The organism is Methylocystis iwaonis (assembly GCF_027925385.1).
Lineage (GTDB): Bacteria > Pseudomonadota > Alphaproteobacteria > Rhizobiales > Beijerinckiaceae > Methylocystis > Methylocystis iwaonis.
Genome location: NZ_AP027142.1, coordinates 1,022,686 through 1,041,422, shown reverse-complemented (window position 1 = coordinate 1,041,422; position 18,737 = coordinate 1,022,686). Strand labels below are relative to the sequence as shown.

At 64.4% G+C, this 18,737-nt stretch carries 15 protein-coding genes; 9 read left to right on the top strand and 6 right to left on the bottom strand.

Annotated features, from left to right (window positions below; all coding sequences use genetic code 11):
• Positions 1-368 precede the first annotated feature (368 nt).
• Both QMG84_RS04975 and QMG84_RS04970 read right to left on the bottom strand, forming a co-directional pair.
• Positions 369-1,121, bottom strand: a complete 753-nt coding sequence (locus QMG84_RS04975) for a hypothetical protein (protein ID WP_281930878.1) — start codon at positions 1,119-1,121, stop codon at positions 369-371.
• Positions 1,122-1,137: 16 nt separating this feature from the next.
• Positions 1,138-1,509 (bottom strand): Rieske (2Fe-2S) protein, encoded by a 372-nt coding sequence (locus QMG84_RS04970; protein ID WP_281930877.1) that lies wholly within the window; start codon positions 1,507-1,509, stop codon positions 1,138-1,140.
• Between the two features lie 240 nt (positions 1,510-1,749).
• Here QMG84_RS04970 and QMG84_RS04965 point away from each other — a divergent pair, with 240 nt between their 5' ends.
• Positions 1,750-2,043: a helix-turn-helix domain-containing protein gene (locus QMG84_RS04965; RefSeq protein WP_165051025.1), complete on the top strand. Its 294-nt coding sequence runs from the start codon at positions 1,750-1,752 to the stop codon at positions 2,041-2,043.
• Between the two features lie 30 nt (positions 2,044-2,073).
• On the top strand, positions 2,074-4,038 hold the full coding sequence (gene shc, locus QMG84_RS04960) for a squalene--hopene cyclase (RefSeq protein ID WP_281930875.1): 1,965 nt from the start codon (positions 2,074-2,076) through the stop codon (positions 4,036-4,038).
• 168 nt (positions 4,039-4,206) lie between these two features.
• On the opposite strand, the gene QMG84_RS04955 is transcribed toward shc, so the two are convergent.
• Positions 4,207-4,707, bottom strand: a complete 501-nt coding sequence (locus tag QMG84_RS04955; RefSeq protein WP_281930873.1) for an integrase core domain-containing protein — start codon at positions 4,705-4,707, stop codon at positions 4,207-4,209.
• 8 nt (positions 4,708-4,715) lie between these two features.
• The gene (locus QMG84_RS04950; RefSeq protein WP_281930871.1) at positions 4,716-5,399 is read right to left on the bottom strand and encodes a helix-turn-helix domain-containing protein; all 684 of its coding nucleotides are present in this window, start codon (positions 5,397-5,399) and stop codon (positions 4,716-4,718) included.
• Positions 5,400-5,737: 338 nt separating this feature from the next.
• On the opposite strand from QMG84_RS04950, the gene QMG84_RS04945 reads away from it, so the two are divergent.
• Together QMG84_RS04945 and QMG84_RS04940 are read left to right on the top strand one after the other, a co-directional pair.
• Entirely contained in the window at positions 5,738-8,716 is a 2,979-nt protein-coding gene (locus tag QMG84_RS04945) for a bifunctional [glutamine synthetase] adenylyltransferase/[glutamine synthetase]-adenylyl-L-tyrosine phosphorylase (protein ID WP_281930869.1), read from the top strand.
• Between the two features lie 89 nt (positions 8,717-8,805).
• Positions 8,806-9,693, top strand: a complete 888-nt coding sequence (locus QMG84_RS04940; RefSeq protein WP_281930867.1) for a peptidylprolyl isomerase — start codon at positions 8,806-8,808, stop codon at positions 9,691-9,693.
• 218 nt (positions 9,694-9,911) lie between these two features.
• Here QMG84_RS04940 and QMG84_RS04935 read toward each other — a convergent pair whose 3' ends face one another.
• Positions 9,912-11,675: a patatin-like phospholipase family protein gene (locus QMG84_RS04935; RefSeq protein WP_281930865.1), complete on the bottom strand. Its 1,764-nt coding sequence runs from the start codon at positions 11,673-11,675 to the stop codon at positions 9,912-9,914.
• 224 nt (positions 11,676-11,899) lie between these two features.
• Between QMG84_RS04935 and argJ the strand changes: the two genes are divergently transcribed.
• The 4 genes from argJ (at position 11,900) to QMG84_RS04915 (ending at position 15,967) form a co-directional block, all read left to right on the top strand.
• Positions 11,900-13,147, top strand: coding sequence for a bifunctional glutamate N-acetyltransferase/amino-acid acetyltransferase ArgJ (gene argJ / locus QMG84_RS04930; protein ID WP_281930862.1), 1,248 nt, complete (start codon positions 11,900-11,902; stop codon positions 13,145-13,147).
• A gap of 465 nt (positions 13,148-13,612) precedes the next feature.
• Positions 13,613-14,131 carry a carboxypeptidase regulatory-like domain-containing protein gene (locus QMG84_RS04925; RefSeq protein WP_281930860.1) on the top strand — a complete coding sequence of 173 codons (519 nt, stop codon included), beginning with the start codon at positions 13,613-13,615 and terminating at the stop codon, positions 14,129-14,131.
• Positions 14,132-14,139: 8 nt separating this feature from the next.
• Complete coding sequence (gene mutT / locus QMG84_RS04920) at positions 14,140-14,541, top strand: 8-oxo-dGTP diphosphatase MutT (RefSeq protein ID WP_202074147.1); 402 nt, start codon at positions 14,140-14,142, stop codon at positions 14,539-14,541.
• A 40-nt stretch (positions 14,542-14,581) separates the two neighbouring features.
• A complete protein-coding gene (locus QMG84_RS04915; RefSeq protein ID WP_281930858.1) occupies positions 14,582-15,967 on the top strand; it encodes a DUF2252 domain-containing protein in 1,386 nt (461 codons plus the stop codon).
• 264 nt (positions 15,968-16,231) lie between these two features.
• On the opposite strand, the gene QMG84_RS04910 is transcribed toward QMG84_RS04915, so the two are convergent.
• A complete protein-coding gene (locus tag QMG84_RS04910) occupies positions 16,232-17,296 on the bottom strand; it encodes a sensor histidine kinase (RefSeq protein WP_281930856.1) in 1,065 nt (354 codons plus the stop codon).
• Positions 17,297-17,568: 272 nt separating this feature from the next.
• Between QMG84_RS04910 and QMG84_RS04905 the strand changes: the two genes are divergently transcribed.
• Positions 17,569-18,735 carry an IS4 family transposase gene (locus QMG84_RS04905; protein ID WP_281927877.1) on the top strand — a complete coding sequence of 389 codons (1,167 nt, stop codon included), beginning with the start codon at positions 17,569-17,571 and terminating at the stop codon, positions 18,733-18,735.
• Positions 18,736-18,737: the final 2 nt, after the last annotated feature.

Genomic DNA, 18,737 nt, shown 5'->3' with positions numbered 1-18,737 from the left:
TCCTTCGAGACGCGAGCTGCGCTCGCTCCTCAGGATGAGGCCTAAGTGTTTGGCCCAGATGAAGAAGCCCCTCATGCTGAGGAGCCTGCGCAGCAGGCGTCTCGAAGCACGAGGGGCGTCAACGCCACTCTGTCAGCAATCCGAGCGCGGAGCAGCGCCTCGCGCGTTGCAAAGATGAGCCCAAGTGATAATGGATCCGCTTGATTGGTTCCGTGTCATTCCCGACGCTCGCTTGAGCGAGCGATCGGGAATCCAGAGCCAAACCAGCGCTTTTGTCGCTCTGGATTCCCGGTCGGGCTCTCAGCCCGCCGGGAATGACATCTCCCGATGCGAGCCATTCAAACGGAAAGGGTATGAGCGTTGTCTCGCTACGCGCGACGCGCCAGCGATCTCAAAAACCCTTGCATATCGTCGCTCAAATCCTGCTCGATCGCCGGCGCCATTTTCAACAGCATGTTGGCGATGAAAGCCTGATCATTGCGCGATTCGGCGAGCGCTTCCTGCAGCACCGGAACGCTGTCTTCGATATGCGCGAGGAAGGAGACGCCCTTCTCCAGCGTCTCGCTCCATTTTGTGCGCGTCCAAACGGCAAGCGGATACATGATCTCCTGCACGAAATTGGATTGTCGCGCTTTCTCGAAGAAGCGCAGCCCCGCATTCCAATTCTCCCGCGCGCGCATGGGCGGCGGCGGAATATCGCCGCCGAGCATCTTATACGCCGCAGCGCCGACGTGATCTTCGAGGCTCATCGGCGAGTCGTTCGCGGCGCGGAAGCCCCAAAACGCCACCGAACCCGGAAAATCCTTGCCCAGACTTTCAGCCAGCGCGGTCTCGACCTTGTCCACCGCGGCCTTGTCGCCTTTCAGCGCGGCGGTCATGCAAAAGGCGAAGACGGCGTCGTTGCCATAGTTGGCCGCGACGCCGCCCTTCATCTGCTGCGGCGTGAGGGTCGGCGTCACGCCATCGGCCGGGGCTTGAACGTCGCCCGCGCGCAGCGCCGTGATGAAGGTCGTGATCTCCAGCCAGGGGACATAGTTAGCGATGAAAGCGTCGGGATCGACATAGACGATCGCGAGATTGATGAGCTTCTTGCGCCTTTGCAGCTCGGCCATATCCGTCATGAAAGCGTCCCCTTTCTCATTCGTCTGCAAGCATCACGCCGGTCACGCAGACGTCGCCGTCGTCGATGACGAGCTTGACGGGAGTCAGACGCCGCCCCTGGCAGGGACCGATGAAACATTCGCCCGTGTCGATGTCGAATTGTGCATGGTGCCGGCCGCATTCGAGGAAATTGCCTTCCTCGTCCATGAACTGGCCCGGCTGCGCGTCGAGCCGGAGACCCTCATGCGGGCACACATTTTCGAAACCGTAGAAGTTGTTGCCCTTGCGCGTGACGATGATCGGCCAGGGCGAGGTTTCGCCACTCTCTTCCGCCTTCATCAGCACGAAGCCGTGGGCCTGCGCGTCGTCGATCTCGACTGTTCGACAAATCACAAAAAGCTCGTCCATGGGCCTGCCCCTTTCGAACAATGTCGAGCGCCTCGGGTCGAAAGAGGCGGGTTCGAATTCGGGTAGCAAGCGATGCGCCATCACTCAGGACCGCGCGCCTTTGGGCGCGCATTCTGGCGGCGCGCCTGAAGGCGCGCGGTCCAATCTGGTGGCCCCAGCCTTGACCATATGGTTAAATCACTATAGTTGAACCACGCTCGCGAGCCGGGCGGAAGAACAGGCTTGAACAGGCTTGATAAGATGAGTGAAAGCCAGCCGACGCCGAGACATGCGGAGGATCACATCCTCAAGGCGCAGCTGGTCCGTAAGATCGAAGCGCTTCTGAAGGCGCGCGGTCTCAAACAGGTCGAGGCTGCGCGGCTCTTCGGCGTCAGGCAGCCGGACGTCTCCAAAATGCTGCGCGGCGACTTCCGGCAGTTTTCCCTGGAGCGGCTCCTGCGCTTCCTCGTCGCGCTGGGCCAGGACGTCGAGATCGTCGTCACGCCGCATGGCGAGGGCGACGCAGCGGAAACCGCCACGCTTCGCATCGCATAGCGCTATGAAATTGAGCAAAAAGGACAAACCATGACCGCAGCCCTTCGCGCCAGTGACGCCCCGATCGCAGATGCGCTCGAAGCGAGCATCCAAAGCGCCAAACACGCGCTTCTGGACCTCGGCAAGGCGGACGGCCATTGGTGCTTCGAGCTCGAGGCCGACACCACCATCCCCGCCGAATATGTGCTGATGCGCCATTTCCGCGCCGAGCCGGTCGACGCCGAGCTGGAGCGCAAGATCGCGGTCTATCTGCGCCGCATGCAGGGCGATCACGGCGGCTGGCCGCTATTCCAGGACGGCGCCTTCAACATCTCGGCGAGCGTGAAGGCCTATTTCGCGCTCAAGATGATCGGCGACGACATCGACGCTCCGCACATGGCGCGCGCCCGCGCGGCGATCCTCGCCCATGGCGGCGCGGCGACCTCCAATGTCTTCACGCGCTCGCTGCTGGCGCTTTACGGCCAGATCCCGTGGCACGGCGTGCCAGTGATGCCGGTCGAGATCATGTTGCTGCCGAGCTGGTTCCCCTTCCATCTTGACAAGATTTCCTATTGGGGCCGCACCGTTCTCGTGCCGCTCCTTGTCCTTATGACCTATAAGCCCTGCGCCAAGAACCCGAAGGACATCCACATCCAGGAGCTCTTCACGACGCCGCCGGAAGAGGTGAAAGTCTGGCCGAAGGGCGAGCATCAGACCTGGCCCTGGGCGCATATTTTCGGCGAGATCGACAAGCTGCTGCGCCTGCTCGAGCCTCATATGCCGAAGCGCTCGCGCGACTATTCCGTTCAGCTCGCCGAACGCTGGACGACCGAGCGCCTCAACGGCGTCGATGGCCTCGGCGCCATCTTCCCGGCGATGGTCAACAGCCTGCTGATGTATGACGCGCTCGGCATCCCCGAGACCGACCAGCGCGTGAAGGATGCGCGCGAGTCGATCGAGCGGCTGCTCGTCGTCAATGAGACGGAAGCCTATTGCCAGCCCTGCGTCTCGCCGGTGTGGGACACCTCGCTCGTAGCGCATGCGCTGCTCGAGACCGGCGACGCCGACGCGCGCGAAAAGGCGCGGGCCGCCTGCGACTGGCTCGCGCCCCTGCAGGTGCTGGATGTGAAGGGCGATTGGGCGGTTCAGCGGCCCGATCTGCGGCCCGGCGGCTGGGCCTTCCAATACGCCAATGCGCATTATCCGGATGTCGACGACACCGCCGTCGTCGCGACCGCCATGGACCGTCTCACCAGCGCCGAAGAGAAAAAGCCCTATGCCGAGCGCATCGCCCGCGCCAAGGAATGGGTCGTCGGCATGCAGTCGAAGAACGGCGGCTGGGGCGCCTTCGACGCCGACAATGTCTATCATTATCTCAACCACATCCCCTTTGCGGACCACGGCGCGCTGCTCGATCCGCCGACGGTCGACGTCTCGGCGCGCTGCATCTCCATGCTGGCGCAGCTCGGCGACACCATGGAGTCGAGCGAATGCGTGCGGCGCGGCGTCGACTATCTCTTGAGGGAGCAGGAGAAGGACGGTTCCTGGTTCGGCCGCTGGGGCGCCAATTACATCTACGGCGCCTGGTCGGCGCTCTGCGCGCTCAACGCCGTCGGCCTGCCGCACGAACATGAATCCTATCGCCGCGCGGTGGACTGGCTCGTCTCGATCCAGAACGCGGACGGCGGCTGGGGCGAGGATCTCGCGAGCTACAAGCTCGACTACAAGGGCTACGAGCCCGCGCCCTCGACCTCTTCGCAAACCGCCTGGGCGCTGCTCGGCTTGATGGCGGCTGGCGAGGTCGACCATCCGGCGGTCGCGCGCGGCGTCGCCTATCTGCAGGCGACGCAGGCGCAGGACGGGCTCTGGAACGAGCCGCGCTTCACGGCGACGGGCTTCCCGCGCGTCTTCTATCTGCGCTACCACGGCTATCGGAAATTCTTCCCGCTCTGGGCGCTGGCGCGCTACCGCAACCTGCTGCAGACGAACAGCAAGCTGGTGCAGGTGGGGCTGTAAGAGCCTTTCCGCCGATCGACAATTTCGGTGCGCCCCATCCCTCCCCTTTACGGGGAGGGTGGCCCCGCGACAGCGGGGTCGGGTGGGGCCCGGCCGGGATCACGCCCAAAATTGAACGACCGGCAACTCTCCTGACAGTTTGGACCGGCAACATCCCTGACAGAATTGCTACTCTGGTTTGCGCTGCGTTTCCACTGCTGAGCGCAGCCGCGCGCGCGGCGGAGCGAAGCGGTGGAAACGCAGCGCAGGATCAATGACGCCGAGATCGCGGCCGATGAAGCGGACGATATGGCCGCCGTCTTCCAGCTCCGCGAGGCCGACCAGCTCTCCGGCCAGAGCCTCGCCGATGAACACGGTCTCGCCGCGCCATTTGATCGATCCCTCGGAGCGGACCCGGCGGACCTCATGGTCCGCGTCGTACCAGGGCTCGTCGATCCTTTCCGGCAGGAGCCGTCCCGGCCGCGACCAATGACTTGCCGGCGTCGTCTGTTCGAGCGCCTCATGCGGACGCTCCTCGTTGTAGCTGCGCCGGAACGCATCGAAACGCGCCTGCTGCTCCATCCTGTCGCTCGCTGGGGACTTCGCCGTTTCATCCTTCAAGGTGCGATGCATGCGTTCGTGCCGGCCGTTGTGCTGCGGCGCGGCCGGCGGGATGAAACGCGGCTCCACGCCGAGCTTCAAAAGCCAGACCGAAAGCCGCGAAAGTCCACCGGCGCCCGTCGCGCCGAAGGGCGCGCCATTGTCGGAGCGGCCGGCAGGCCGATGTCGCTGAAAATGCGCAATAGCGCGCCCTTGACCCCATCATGCGTCGGCGGCGTGATCCGAACGTCGACGAGGTAGCGGCTCGCCGTGTCGGAAACCGTCAGCGGATCGATGCGTCGGCCATCGCGCGTGCGAAACCAGCCCTTGAAGTCCATCGCCCATTCGCCGTTGGGCGCATCCGAGCCGGCGATGATCTCGCCTCGGCCGACCGGGCGGCGACACCGCGGCTTTGCTGCGATCAGGCCCTCACGCTTCAAGATATCGCCGATGGTCGACGCCGCGGGCCACGCTGTTTCGGGGGCGCCGAGCAAGAGGCGCGCCCTGATCTTCTTTGGCCCAAAGTGCGGAAAGCGGCGGCGCAGATCCAGGATCCTGGCGATTGTCTCGGCCGTCGCCGCCTGCGGCGCACGCAACGGCGCCCGGCTCCGCTCCTCGAACCAGCGCGCCTCGCCGCTCTCGCGCCGGCGTTTCCAAACGTAGAATGTCTCGCGGCTCACGCCGTAAAGCCGGCACAACTCCGACACGGTGAAGACCCCCGTGTCGAAATCCCGAAACAAAGCGATCCGCTCTTCCACCGCCGCGCGCTCCCTGATAGGCATCGCCCGCATCTCCTCTCGAAGACACGAACTTGACTGTCAGGAATGCTCCCGGTCCAATCTGTCAGCTATCTCGCCGGTTCATACCGCTGATACGCCCCCTCCCTGTCCCTCCCCCGCTTCGCGCCGCAAGCGGGAGAAGGGGAGAGCGCCGCGTTTTGGGAATCATAAGCAGCCCATCCCCGGATCGCCGGGCGGCCCTAGACCGCGAGCCTTCAGGCTCGCCCTGCGATATGCGAGCCTGAAGGCTCGCGGTCCGTGGGTTCCGAACCCGCTTTCGCGTGTTAAGGGAAAGAATCGCGCAGCCATTTAGCGCGCCGATGAAGCTTTAGAGGACAGCCTTGACGCTCGACGCCGACGCCCTGCTCTCCCGCGTGAAAATCATCATCTCGCCACCCGACGCCGAAAAAGCGCAAAAGGCGCTCGATCGCGTGTTGGAGAAAGATAAGGGCCCGCTCGCGGCCTTCCTCGCCGCACACCCCAAGGCGCGCGACCTGCTCTTCGGCGTCTTCGGCTCCTCCCCCTATCTCACCGATCTTGCGGCGCGCGACCCGGCGCGTCTGACGACGGCGCTCGCGGCCGATCCACAGACGCGCGTCGGCGCGTTGATCGACGAAACCAAGGCGCTGGAGACCGACGACGAAGCCGAGATCATGCGCCGCCTGCGGCTCATCAAGCAGGAGGCGGCGCTCGTCATTGCGCTCGCCGATCTCTCCAAGGCGTGGGACACGCTGCAGGCGACCGAGGCGCTCACCCGCATCGCCGACGCCATGCTTTCCGCCGCCATTCGTTTCACGCTGCGCCAAGCCCAGCACGCAGGTAAGCTCGAGCTCGCCGACCAGCGCGACCCCGAACGCGCCTCGGGCTGGATTTTCCTCGGCATGGGCAAGGGCGGCGCCTATGAGCTGAACTACTCCTCCGACATCGACCTCATCGTCTTTTTCGACCGTTCCCGCGCCCGTCTGACCGATCCTTCCGAAGACGTCGATCTCTTCGTGAAGCTCACCAAGCGCATCGTGAAGATCATGAGCGAGCGCACCAGCGACGGCTATGTCTTTCGCACCGATCTGCGCCTGCGCCCAGACCCCGGCGCGACGCCCATCGCCATTCCGCTGGAGGCCGCCCTCTCCTATTACGAAAGCATGGGCCAGAACTGGGAGCGCGCGGCCTATATCAAGGCGCGGCCCGTCGCCGGTGACATTTACGCGGGCGAACAATTTTTGCAGGAGCTGTCGCCCTTCGTCTGGCGCAAATATTTCGACTTCGCCGCGATCGCCGACGTGCATTCGATCAAGCGGCAGATCCATGCGCATAAAGGCCACGGCAAGATCGCCGTCATCGGCCACAATATCAAATTGGGGCGCGGCGGCATTCGCGAGATCGAATTCTTCACGCAGACGCAGCAGCTCATCACCGGCGGACGCGACAAAAGATTGCGCGGCCGCGCGACGCTGCCCATGCTCGATCAGCTCGTCGAGAGCGGCTGGGTCGAGGCGCAGGCGCGCGACGATTTGCGGGAAGCCTATCTCTTCCTGCGCGACGTCGAGCATCGCATTCAGATGGTCGCCGACGAGCAGAAACATACGCTGCCCGACACGAAGGAAGGCGTCGAGACTATCGCCCGCATGATGGGCTTTGGCGGTTACGACGGCTTTGCCGAGGCGCTCATGAAGCGGCTCGACATCGTGCAGGGCCATTATGCGCGGCTCTTCGAAAGCGCCCCCGAGCTTTCCGCCACCGGCGGCAATCTGGTCTTCACGGGCGACGACGACGATCCCGAGACGATCGAGACGCTCGCGCGCATGGGCTACAAAGACCCGAAAATGGTGACGGCAACTATTCGTGGCTGGCACTTTGGCCGCTACGCCGCGACGCGCTCGACCGTCGCGCGCGAACGCCTCACGGAGCTGACGCCAAAACTGCTGGAAGCCCTCGCCGCGACGGAAAACGCCGATCAGGCCTTTCTTGCGTTCGACAAGCTCATCCAGAAGCTTCCCGCCGGCGTGCAGCTTTTCTCGCTGCTCGTCTCGCAGCCGCGCCTGCTCACGCTGCTCGCCGCCATCACCGGCGCAGCGCCAAAGCTTGCCGCCACCATCTCGAAACGCCCGCGCGTGCTCGACGCTTTGATGGAGCCGGCGTTCTTCCACACTTTGCCGAGCGACGCCGATCTGCGCGAGCGCCTTGCGGCGCAATTCGCCGAGGCGCGCAGCTATGAAGACGCGCTCGACCGCGCCCGCATCTTCGGCCAGGAGCAGAAATTTCTCATCGGCGTGCGCGTGCTGACCGGCTCGATCTCGGTGGCCGACGCCGGCGCCGCCTATACGCGCCTCGCCGAGACGCTGATTGCCTGCCTCTTCGAGGAGGTTTGCAAGGAATTCGAAAAGGCGCATGGGCGCATCGAGAACGGCGCGGCGGCGGTCGTCGCCATGGGCAAGCTCGGGGGGCGCGAAATGACCGCCGCCTCCGATCTCGACCTCATGCTGCTCTACGAGGCCGATCCGCACGCGGAGTCTATCGGGGGCGAGCGTTCGCTCTCGACAGCGCAATATTACGCCCGCCTCACCCAGCGCCTCATCACCGCGATTTCGGCGCCGACGGCCGAAGGCACGCTTTACGAAACGGATTTTCGTCTGCGCCCCTCCGGCAATATGGGGCCGATCGCGGTGAGCCTTAAATCCTTCGAGGCTTACCAGGCCGAAGAAGCCTGGACATGGGAGCATATGGCGCTCACCCGCGCCCGCGTCGTCGCCGGGCCGGCCGAATTCGCCGCCCGCGTCGAGACGGCGATCCGCGCCGCGCTGACGCGGCCGCGCGATCCGCAAAAGCTGAAAATCGACGTGCTCGCCATGCGCAAGCGCATCGCGCAGGCCAAGGGCTCAACCAGCCCTTGGGAGGTGAAGCAGGTCGCGGGCGGGCTGATCGACATCGAATTCATCGCCCAATATCTGATGCTTCTGCATGGCGCGGCGCATCCGGCGATTTTCTCGACGACGACGCCCCTGGCGCTGCGCGGACTGCGCGACGCCGGCCTGCTCGACGCCGGCGCGGCCGAGACGCTTCGCGCCGCCGCGAGCCTTTACCAGGGGCTCACGCAAGTGCTGCGCCTCGCCGTCGACGGCCCGTTCCGGGCGACGGACGCGCCGCGCGGGCTGACCGAGCTTCTGCTGCGGGTCGGGGATTCGCCCAATCTCTCTCATCTCGAGGCGCTGCTCGCCGATTCTCAGAAGAGAACGCGGGAGATTTTCCTGTCTGTCATCGGACCGTTTTCTGGGCCCGCTACCGGCGCTGGGGAGTTGTCAGAGGCGCCGCCTCCGGCATAGATACGCCCCATTCGTCACGCAGGAACTTTCCGCGCCGACCGTGGCGGCGGCTTTTCTGGGGCCTTCTGCCTCGATTTCTGGAGCATATCATGTCAAATGCCCGCTATAACGCGCGTTCCCTGGCCGGCGTCGCCTTCGGGACGCTCGGTCTCGTCGCCCTGATGGCCGCCGCCGCGCCCGCGCAGGCCAAGGTGCTCGCCAAGGTGAATGGCGTCGAGATCACCGACGACGACCTCAAAATCGCCATGGAGGACCTCGGCCCGGGCATTCCGCGTCAGCTCGAAGGCAAGGCGCGCGACAGCTATATTATCGACTTCCTCATCGACGAGCAGCTCGTCGTGCAGAAGGCGCAGGCCGACAAGCTCGCCGAAACCCCGGAATTCGCCAGGAAGATGGCCTATCTGCGCGACAAGGCGCTGATGGAGACCCTGCTCGGCAATGTCGCCAAGAACGCCGCGACCGACGCCGCCATCAAGGCGACTTATGACGAGGCGGCCAAGAACCAGAAGCCCGAGACCGAGTTCCACGCCCATCACATCCTCGTGCCCACCGAGGAAGAGGCCAAGAAGGCGCTCGCGCGCGTGAAGGGCGGCGAGGATTTCTCCAAGGTCGCCGGCGAAGTCTCCAAGGACCCGGGCTCCAAGGGCGGCGACCTCGGCTGGTTCACCAAGGACCGCATGGTGCCGGAATTCGGCGAGGCGGCCTCGAAGATGAAGCCCGGCGACATCTCCGAGCCGGTGAAGACCCAGTTCGGCTGGCACATCATCAAGCTCGACGAGACCCGCCCGAAGACCTTCCCGCCGATGGATCAGGTCAAGGAGCAGGTCGCCCGCTATGTCGTGCAGAAGGCGCAGAGCGACCTGGTGATGAAGCTGCGCGAAGGCGCCAAGATCGAGCGCACCGACCAGCCGGCCGACGCCGCCAAGGGCGCAGCGGCTCCGGCTCCGGCGGCGAAGCCGGAAGAGAAGAAGAAGTAAGGCGACCGCTCGACCGGGTCGATGTCATTCCCGACGCTCGCAAAGCGAGCGATCGGGAATCCAGAGCAAAACCAGCTCCGTCATTGCGAGCGACGCGAAGCAATCCAGAGCAGCGATGTGGCTCTGGATTGCTTCGTCGCTTTGCTCCTCGCAATGACGGGGCCGGATTCCTGGTCGGGCGTTCAGCCCGACGGGAATGACGGCACATTTTTCCGTCTTCAAACTTTCGTTTCGAAAAAAGCGTTTCTGACGTTGTCGATTGCGCCCCCAATGCCGAAAATGGCGTCATTGGCTTTCGCGACCACCATATCCGTTCCGAAATGCCGGGCGCCGAGACGCTTGAAAAAGCCGAGCGGTCCCGAGGTGAAGGCTTTGAGATCGTTTTCCACCAAAGCGGCGACGACCGTCGCGGCGCGCTTCTCGATCGCGCTCTGCAGATCGCCTCTGACAACCGGATTGTCGAAAACCTGAGGGCGCGGCAGATCGCTGGCGCCGATGGCGATTTCTTTCATCATGTCGGGCGTGGCCCCTTGTATCTCCGGCGTGAGCGGGATGATCGGCAGGCCCGGCTCCTTGCCGCGCTCGGTGTCGTGCAAACGCAGATCGCCGCTGTCGATGTCGCGCACGAGCCATTTTTCGCGCAAGGCCTCGGGGAATTCCGCAAACAGCGGATTGCTGACAGGTAGCGAGAAATTCGCGCGGAAAAACGCCTGCGCATTGCGCCGGCCGAGCAAATAATCATGGTGGCGGAAGGATTGGTGCAGGAAGCCGCCGAAGCCGCCGAGAACGCCGCAGGCGATCGGATAGAGCTTGGAGTCGGGATGCGCATTGGGCGCCCGCTCCGGTTCGATCATGTAGCGCGAATAGACGCGCTCGTCCTGCGCCAGCGCCAGCTCGTCCGGCTTGAAGCGCGCCTGATCGATCAGCGTCGAGAATAATCTGGGCAGGACGTCGAGAAGCCTCTCTCCGCGGCCCTCGAGGGTCGTCTTCTGCAGATTGGGGAAGGGCGAAATGAGGATGATCGATCGGTTCGCTCTGTCGGCGCTGCGCTCGTTGCTTCCGCCTGTCCCGGCAAGATAACGCCGCACAAGCTCGAGTGGTTCGTTGTCGATCGTCCCGCCGTCGACCGCGACGAATGAATAGGGCTGGACCGATTTTACCCAGTCGTCCGGATAGACAGGCGTGAAGCCGCCATCGGAGTCGAAGCCGACCCGCTGGCTATGCCAGTAATCGAGCTCGTTCCTTTGGATGAAGCGCGGCGCGAGGCCGACCGGAAAGGCGCCTGTCGCCTTGGCGGCCGTGCGGAAAAGCTCCCAACCGTCGGTCTCAGTGCTCCCAATGTCCAGCGCCAGCGCGCCATCCGCCTGCCCCGGCGCCACACCGATGTTGAAATCGAGATAATCGCCGTGATTGAGCATGCCGTATCGGCGCGGATCGTCGGAGCCGAAGAGCTGGAAGGAATAGGGCACGCCGCGCAGATTGGTGAGCGTGAGAAAGACGCGCAGATCGCGCGAGGCGCCGCGCCCCACCCAATTTGGCCGCCGTATTTCGCCCGAAAGCTCGAAAGCGTTAGCGACGATCTCGTCGATGACGTCGCAGCACAAGGCCGATTTCACGCCCTGCGCCGCCCTGGCGCCGTCGAGATCGGTGGTCTCGAGAAGGCGCATGATGTCGATGTCGTGAACCCAGCTCGAATAAAGTCGATTGGCGGGCGGCAGCGGCAACGGCTTGCCGGGCCACACATGCTCGGGACGGCGAAAGGCGTGGAGCGCGGAAATCGCCGCGGTCATGCCGCCCGCCGAGGCGCCGGCCATGATCGGAATGCGCACATCATGCGTGGGGCCGTCCCAGCCGGGATGCGCCTTGGCGCTCTCATAGGCGTCGAGCGCTTCGATGAGAAAGTCCATGACGCCGGCCGAATAGGCGCCCGCCGAGATGGCGCCGGATAACACCACGCCGATTTCGTAGAAAGGCTTCGACACATCAATCTCCTTGAAAAGTGCTTTGCGGCGAAGAGCCAGACAAGCAGGCCGCCGTGACGGGAGTATAAACTTTTGCACGCAACGGAGAATGACTGCGCAAAATGCCGCCGCCGCGCGCGTCGCGGCTTGACGGCGCGGCTCCATGCCGCCAAACCCCATTTGCAAACACATTCTCCGCGCCGCCCTCTTCAGGCGGCCGCATCGATATACGCAGGGTTTTCACCATGGCCCATGACGCCCCCCTCTCGCCGCTCGCGCCCGCAACCATTCCCGAAATCGCGCCGCTCGACGGCGTGCGCTTCGCCGCCGGCGCGGCGAACATTCGCTACGCCGGCCGCACCGACGTGATGCTCGCCATCATGGACGAGGGCGCCGCGGTCGCGGGGGTCTTCACCAAATCCAAATGCCCCTCGGCGCCGGTCGACTGGTGCCGCGCGAAACTGAAGGGCGGCAAGGCGAAGGCGCTGCTCGTCAATTCCGGCAACGCCAACGCCTTCACCGGCAAGGTCGGCGCCGAAGCGGTGAAGCGCTCCGCCAAGATCGCCGCCGCCGCGACGGGCGCGAGCGACCGGCAAGTCTTCATCGCCTCGACGGGCGTGATCGGCGAGCCGCTCGACGCGACGAAATTCGAGGGCGTGCTGGAGACGCTCGCCGCCGAGGCGCGGCCCGACGGCTGGCAAGAGGCGGCGCGCGCCATCATGACCACCGACACCTTCCCCAAGCTCGCGACGCGCACCGCGACGATCGGCGGCGTGGAAGTGACGATCAGCGGCATGGCCAAGGGCGCCGGCATGATCGCCCCCGACATGGCGACCATGCTCTCCTTCGTCTTCACCGACGCGCCCATCGCCGCCGAAGCGCTGCAGACGATGCTCTCCAAATCCGTGCAGGGCTCGTTCAACGCGATCACGGTCGACAGCGACACTTCTACGTCTGACACGCTGCTGCTGTTCGCGACGGGCGCCGCCAAGAAGCGCGGCGCGCCGAAGATCGAAAAGGCCAGCGACCGGCGTCTCGTTGAGTTCAAGAAGGCGCTCGACGCCGTGCTGCTCGACCTCGCCCATCAGGTGGTGAAGGATGGCGAGGGCGCGCGCAAATTCGTCGAAGTGACGGTGACCGGCGCCGAAAGCGCGAAAGCGGCGAAGCGGGTTGCGCTTGCCATCGCCAATTCGCCGCTGGTGAAGACGGCGATCGCCGGCGAAGACGCCAATTGGGGCCGCATCGTGATGGCGGTCGGCAAGGCCGGCGAATATGCCGAGCGCGACAAGCTCGCCATCTGGTTCGGCGGCGTGCGCGTCGCCTTCAAGGGCCTGCGCGATCCGGATTACAACGAGCAGGAAGTCTCGGAGATCATGAAGCGGCAGGAGATCGTCATCAATGTCGACCTCGGCCTCGGCGACGGCGCCGCCACTGTGTGGACGTGTGATCTGACGAAGGAATATGTGGCGATCAACGGGGATTACCGGAGCTGAGTTTCCTGAAGGCTCGCAAGAGCGTCGCCGTTGCTCTGGATTCCCGGTCAGGCCTTCGGCCTGCCGGGAATGACGGGCGCGGGTTGGCCGCGCAAATTGCATCCGCCGTCATTGCGAGAAGCGTGAGCGACGAAGCAATCCAGCGGCGTCGGCGCGGCTCTGGATTGCTTCGCTTCGCTCGCAATGACGGCGCTTGCTTTTCACACGCCATACTGAAACTCTTCTTCAGGCAATCGCGTGGATGCTGGGCGTGAGCCGATCCCTCCCCTTTACGGGGAGGGTGGCGCAGCGAAGCTGCGTCGGGTGGGGCCCAGCCCCATCGAAATGGTTGCGGCGCGAGCCCCACCCCGCGGCCTTTGGCCGCCGACCTCCCCGTAAAGGGGAGGTATTGGGGCTAACGACGCGAGTTCGCTATTCACTCGATTGCCCGGAGACCTGCATTTTTTCATTTTTAAGGCGTTGCATATGTTTCTATCGCGTCTTTTCCTTATTCTCCTTCCTCTCCCCCTCCTCGCCTGCAATTCGACGTCCGCCTCGCCGCCACAGGCGCGCTTCGACGCAGCCGAGGCCGCCTTTCTCGACAAGCCCGGCAAGGCCGCGATTCATGGCCAGGCTTTCCTGCCGGATAAAACGGGCGCGCATGTTCACTACGCGATGGGCGAAGTCGTGCGGCTGATACCGTTGACGAGCTACGCCCAGGCGCGCCTCGATTATTATTTCCACGGCGCCAAATTCGCGCCCGCCTCGTCCATCCCGAAGAACGACCCCGACCCGGATTATGTCGCCCACACCCGCACGACCAAGGCCGGGCCGACCGGGCAATTCAAGTTCGAAAACGTGCCGCCGGGCCGCTACTATCTGTCCACGCAGGTGATCTGGAAGCCTGAGCAGTCCTTTGTGACGGAAGGCGGCCTGATATATGAGGAAGCCACAGTGACCGGCGCCGAGACCAAGCCGGTCGAAGTCGTTATCTCCGGCAAATAGGGCTTTGCATGAAACTCCTTCTCGTCGTCGCTTGCGCGCTTGTCGACGCCGATAATCGCGTGCTGATCGCGCAGCGTCCCGAGGGCAAGCAGCTTGCGGGACTATGGGAGTTTCCCGGCGGCAAGATCGATCCCGGCGAGCGGCCCGAGGATGCGCTGATCCGCGAGCTTGCGGAGGAGCTGGGCATTACGGTGAAGGCGCCTTGCCTCGCGCCGCTCACTTTCGCGAGCCACGCCTATGAAGAGTTCCATCTCCTCATGCCGCTTTATGTCTGCCGCAAATGGGAGGGCTTCGTGACGCCCGCGGAGGGCCAGGCGGTGAAATGGGCGCGCGCGCGGGATTTGCGCAAATATGACATGCCGCCCGCCGACGCGCCGCTCATTGCGCCGCTGATCGATCTGCTTGGGTAGACGACTTGGTAACGCCATGTGGGCGGGCTAACATCCGCTCATGACGGAAATCGATTGGCAAGATCTCGGACATCGCGACGCCGCCGGCCTCGGCCGGCGCGACTGCTACAAGCTCGGGAAAAGCCTGCGTGAGGCGGTCCCGCGCGAGGCGCTCGCGGATTTTGTCCCGCCCGAAATCCGCGATCCGATCGCGATCATTGCCGAGACGGAACGCCCGCGTCTGCAATCCTTGCTGCCCATGCGGCGCAAAGCGATGGCGGAGTCCGCCTTTGCGTTCCTGCGCGGCGCAGCCGATGTCATGGCGTTCGATCTCGCAAGCCAGCTCGCGCCCGGCGTGACCGCGCAGGCCTGCGGCGATTGTCATTTGATGAATTTCGGCGCCTTCTCGTCGCCGGAAGGCAACATCCTCTTCGACGTCAACGACTTCGACGAGACGCTGCCGCATGTCGACATCATCTTCGATCTGCGGCGTTTGGCGACGAGCGTCGCAGTGGCGGCGCTGGATATGAATTTCTCCAAAAGCCAAGCGCGCCAATTCGCCCGCCGCACGGTAAAGACCTATCGCGCGCGCCTGCTGGAGCTCGCGGCCATGTCGCCGATCGAGGTCTGGAATGTGCGCGTTCACTTGCGCGACATTGTCAAAGCCCTGCGCGACCGCGTGCTGCACGACAAGCTCAGCGCTGCGATCTATGAGGGGAACGGCCCGCAGGACCGCATCGACGGTCTGCCGAAAATCGAAAAGGTCGGCGACGGTTGGCGCTTCGTCGACAAGCCGCCGAAGCTTCAACATCTCGAATCGCTGCGCGATCCGGGCGCGGACATCGATCTGCCGAAGCTTTTCGAGCATCTTGTGCAAGACGGCCTACAGGCGCCCTTCGCCACGCTTTTCGAGCGCTATCGGCTCAGCGACACCGCCTTCAAGGCCGTGGGCGTCGGCAGCGTCGGCACATTCTGCGCCATCGGCCTCTATATGTCGGAAGATGACCAGCCGCTCGCTTTGCAGATCAAGGAAGCGCGGCCTTCCGTGCTGGAGCGCTTCGGCCAGGGAGGCTGGAAAGAGTCGCAAGGAAAGCGCGTGACCACTGGGCAGCGGGTCATGCAGGCGGCGTCGGATATTTTCCTCGCCCATGCGGACGACGCCGAAACCGGGCGGCGCTTCTATATGCGCCATCTCAAGACGCGCCGTCTCGGCTCGATCTCCGAATTGCTGAAAGACGAAGCCTTCCCGCGTTACGCGGAGCTCTGCGGCAGCACGCTGGCGCGCGCCCATGCGCGTTCGTCGCGGCCCGCCGTGCTCGCGGGCTATATGGGCAAGGGCGAGGCTTTCGAGGATGCGCTGGCTTCGTTTGCCATGCTCTATGCGAAGCAAACGAAGGATGATTTCGACGCCTATCGTGCGGCGCAGAGTGACGCCATTTCACGTTGAACAGCTCACATCGGGACGTGTCATTCCCGGCGGGCTGAAAGCCCAACCGGGAATCCAGAGCCGCAATAGCGCTGGTTCGGCTCTGGATTCGCGATCGCTCGCTTCGCGAGCGTCGGGAATGACACCGCACCAATCATGCGGATCTCGTGATAAGGGCTCCCGCTGCCGACCCCCGCCGTCATTGCGAGGAGCAAAGCGACGAAGCAATCCAGTGCCGTGATGACGCTCTGGATTGCTTCGCTTCGCTCGCAATGACGGCTGGCGCTACTCGCGCAACATCGCGAAGCTCGCGGGAATCGACAGCGTCCAGATCAGCCCGTCCGGCGGGAAGCTCAATGTGGCTTCGCCGTCGAGCGCCTGGGCGACAAGCTTCTTGACCACCTTGTGGCCGAAGCCTTCCTTCGGCGGCGTCACGAGCGGCGGGCCGCCGCTCTCGCGCCATTCGATGTTGAGCCGGTCGTCCTCGAAATCCCATGTCAGCGAGACGCTTCCCTCCGGCACGGAGAGCGCGCCATAGCTCAATGCATTTGTGACGAGCTCGTGCAGCGCAAGGCCGATGTTCTGCGCGGCCTCCGGCTTCAGATTGATCTTCGGGCCCTCGATCCGCGCATGCTCGGGAAGGTCGTCCTTGGGAACGTCCATGCAATAGGCGAGCTGCGCGCCCACCAATTCGCGCATGGAGGCGCCGCGCCAATCCTGCGACACGAGAAGATCATGCGCCATGGAAAGCGCCTGAAGGCGCGCGCTGAACTTGCGCTGAAACTCTTCCACGGATGGCGCGCCCGCCGCCGTCTGCCGCGACATGGCCTGCACGACGGCCAATAGGTTTTTCGAGCGATGCACCAATTCGCGCAGCAGCACGCGCACATGCTGCTCGCGCATCTTGCGCTCGGTGATGTCGCGCGCCGTGCCGAGGATACGCACGGGCCGTCCGTTCTCGAAGAAGGTGCGGCCGCGGATCGACACCCAGCGCTCGATCTTGTCCTTCACGCCGATGACGCGATATTCGATCTCGTAATCGCCTTCATAGGTCGGATCGAGCGCGAGGCCGACGGCCTCCTTGCTGCGGCGTTTGTCCTGCGGGTGCAGCGCATTGCGGAAGACGTCGAAGCTCGGCTCGGTGTCGTCGTGGAGGCCCCAGAGCTGGCGCACGCGGGCGTCGAGATGCACCGCGCCGGTCACGAGGTTCCAGTCCCAGACGCCCGTGCGGCCGGCGTCGAGCGCGAGCTGCATGCGCTCGAGCGCATAGGCCTGATCCTGGATCGCGCCGCAGTCCGAAGCCGCGCCGCGCGCCTCGCCGGCGTCGGGGAATGTGTCCGTATCGCTCACGCATCACCTTTCGGAGATGCGGCATTATAGTGGCAGACGGGCGCGGGCGCGAGCGGGTGGTAGCTGGTTGGCCCCCTCCCCAACCCTCCCCCGCTTCGCGGGAGAGGGGGCAGATTGCGGACTTCATAGACCATGCTGATCGTGAGCGTCCCCTCTCCCGCTTGCGGCAGGGCTGTCCGGGGAATGAGTCGAAAGGTCGCGGGCGCATGCCCGGTTTTCCCGACGGTTGTCGGGTATTTTCCGGTTGTCGAGACTGGAAAAAAGGACCGGACATGCCCGTGCACTCTACTGTATTCGCCCAACTGCTCAAGCCGGTCGATCGGCGCGCCTTCAAGCAGATCGTCGAGCGGCATGGCGGCGACGCCTACGACAAATCCTTCAAGAGCTGGGATCACCTCGTCGCGCTCATCTACGCCCAGCTTGCCGGGGTCTCCAGCCTGCGCGCCCTCGTTCCCGCCTTCAACGCCGACGCGCGCGCGCATTATCACCTCGGGACGCGGCGGCTCGCGCGCACGACCCTTTCCGACGCCAACGCCCGCCGGCCCGTCGCCGTCTTCGCCGATCTCTTCGCCATGCTCTCCGGCGCGCTCGACCGTCATACGCGCCGGGAGGGCGCGGACATGATCCGCCTCATCGATTCGACGCCCATCCCTTTGAGCAAATTCCTCGATTACGCCCGCTCCAACGGCCGCACTCACGGCCTCAAAATGCACGTGGTCCATGACCCGCGCGCCAATCGGCCCCTTCGCGCGGAAGTCACGCCCGCCAATGTGAACGACATAGAGATCGGCAAGAAAACCGATATCGAGCCGGGCGCCGCTTATGTCTTCGACAAAGGCTATTGCGACTATCGCTGGTGGACCGAGATCGCCGCGCAAGGCGCTTTCTTCGTCACCCGGCCGAAGGCGAACGCCCGCTTCCGGGCGATCGCCGCCCGCCCGCTCGACCCCGAAAGCGCGCGGGGCGACGGCTTCGCCGTGATCGCCGACGAGGAGGTGGCGCTGGCCAGCAAAGGCGATTCCAAGCTGCCCATGCCGCTGCGGCGCATCACCGTGGAAAGAGACGAGGCCAAAGGCCGCATCGTCCTCATCGTCAACGACATGCGCCGCCCGGCCGCGGAAATCGCCGCGCTCTACAAGGGCCGCTGGGCAATCGAGCTGCTGTTCCGTTGGATCAAGCAGCATCTCAACATCAAGAGCTTCATCGGCGAGGCCGAAAACGCCGTGCGCCTGCAGCTCTTCGCCGCGATGATCGCCTTCACCCTGCTGCGCATCGCCGCCTGCGTCCACAAGATCGACATGGCGGCACTGCGTTTCGCCGAGCTCGTCGGCCGCTTCCTCTTCGACCGCCGGCCGATCGCGCTTATCGACAAGCCGCCAATCAGGCCCAAGCCCGGCCGAGACTTCTCTAGTCTGCAGCTCCAGCTCGCGGCCCTATGATT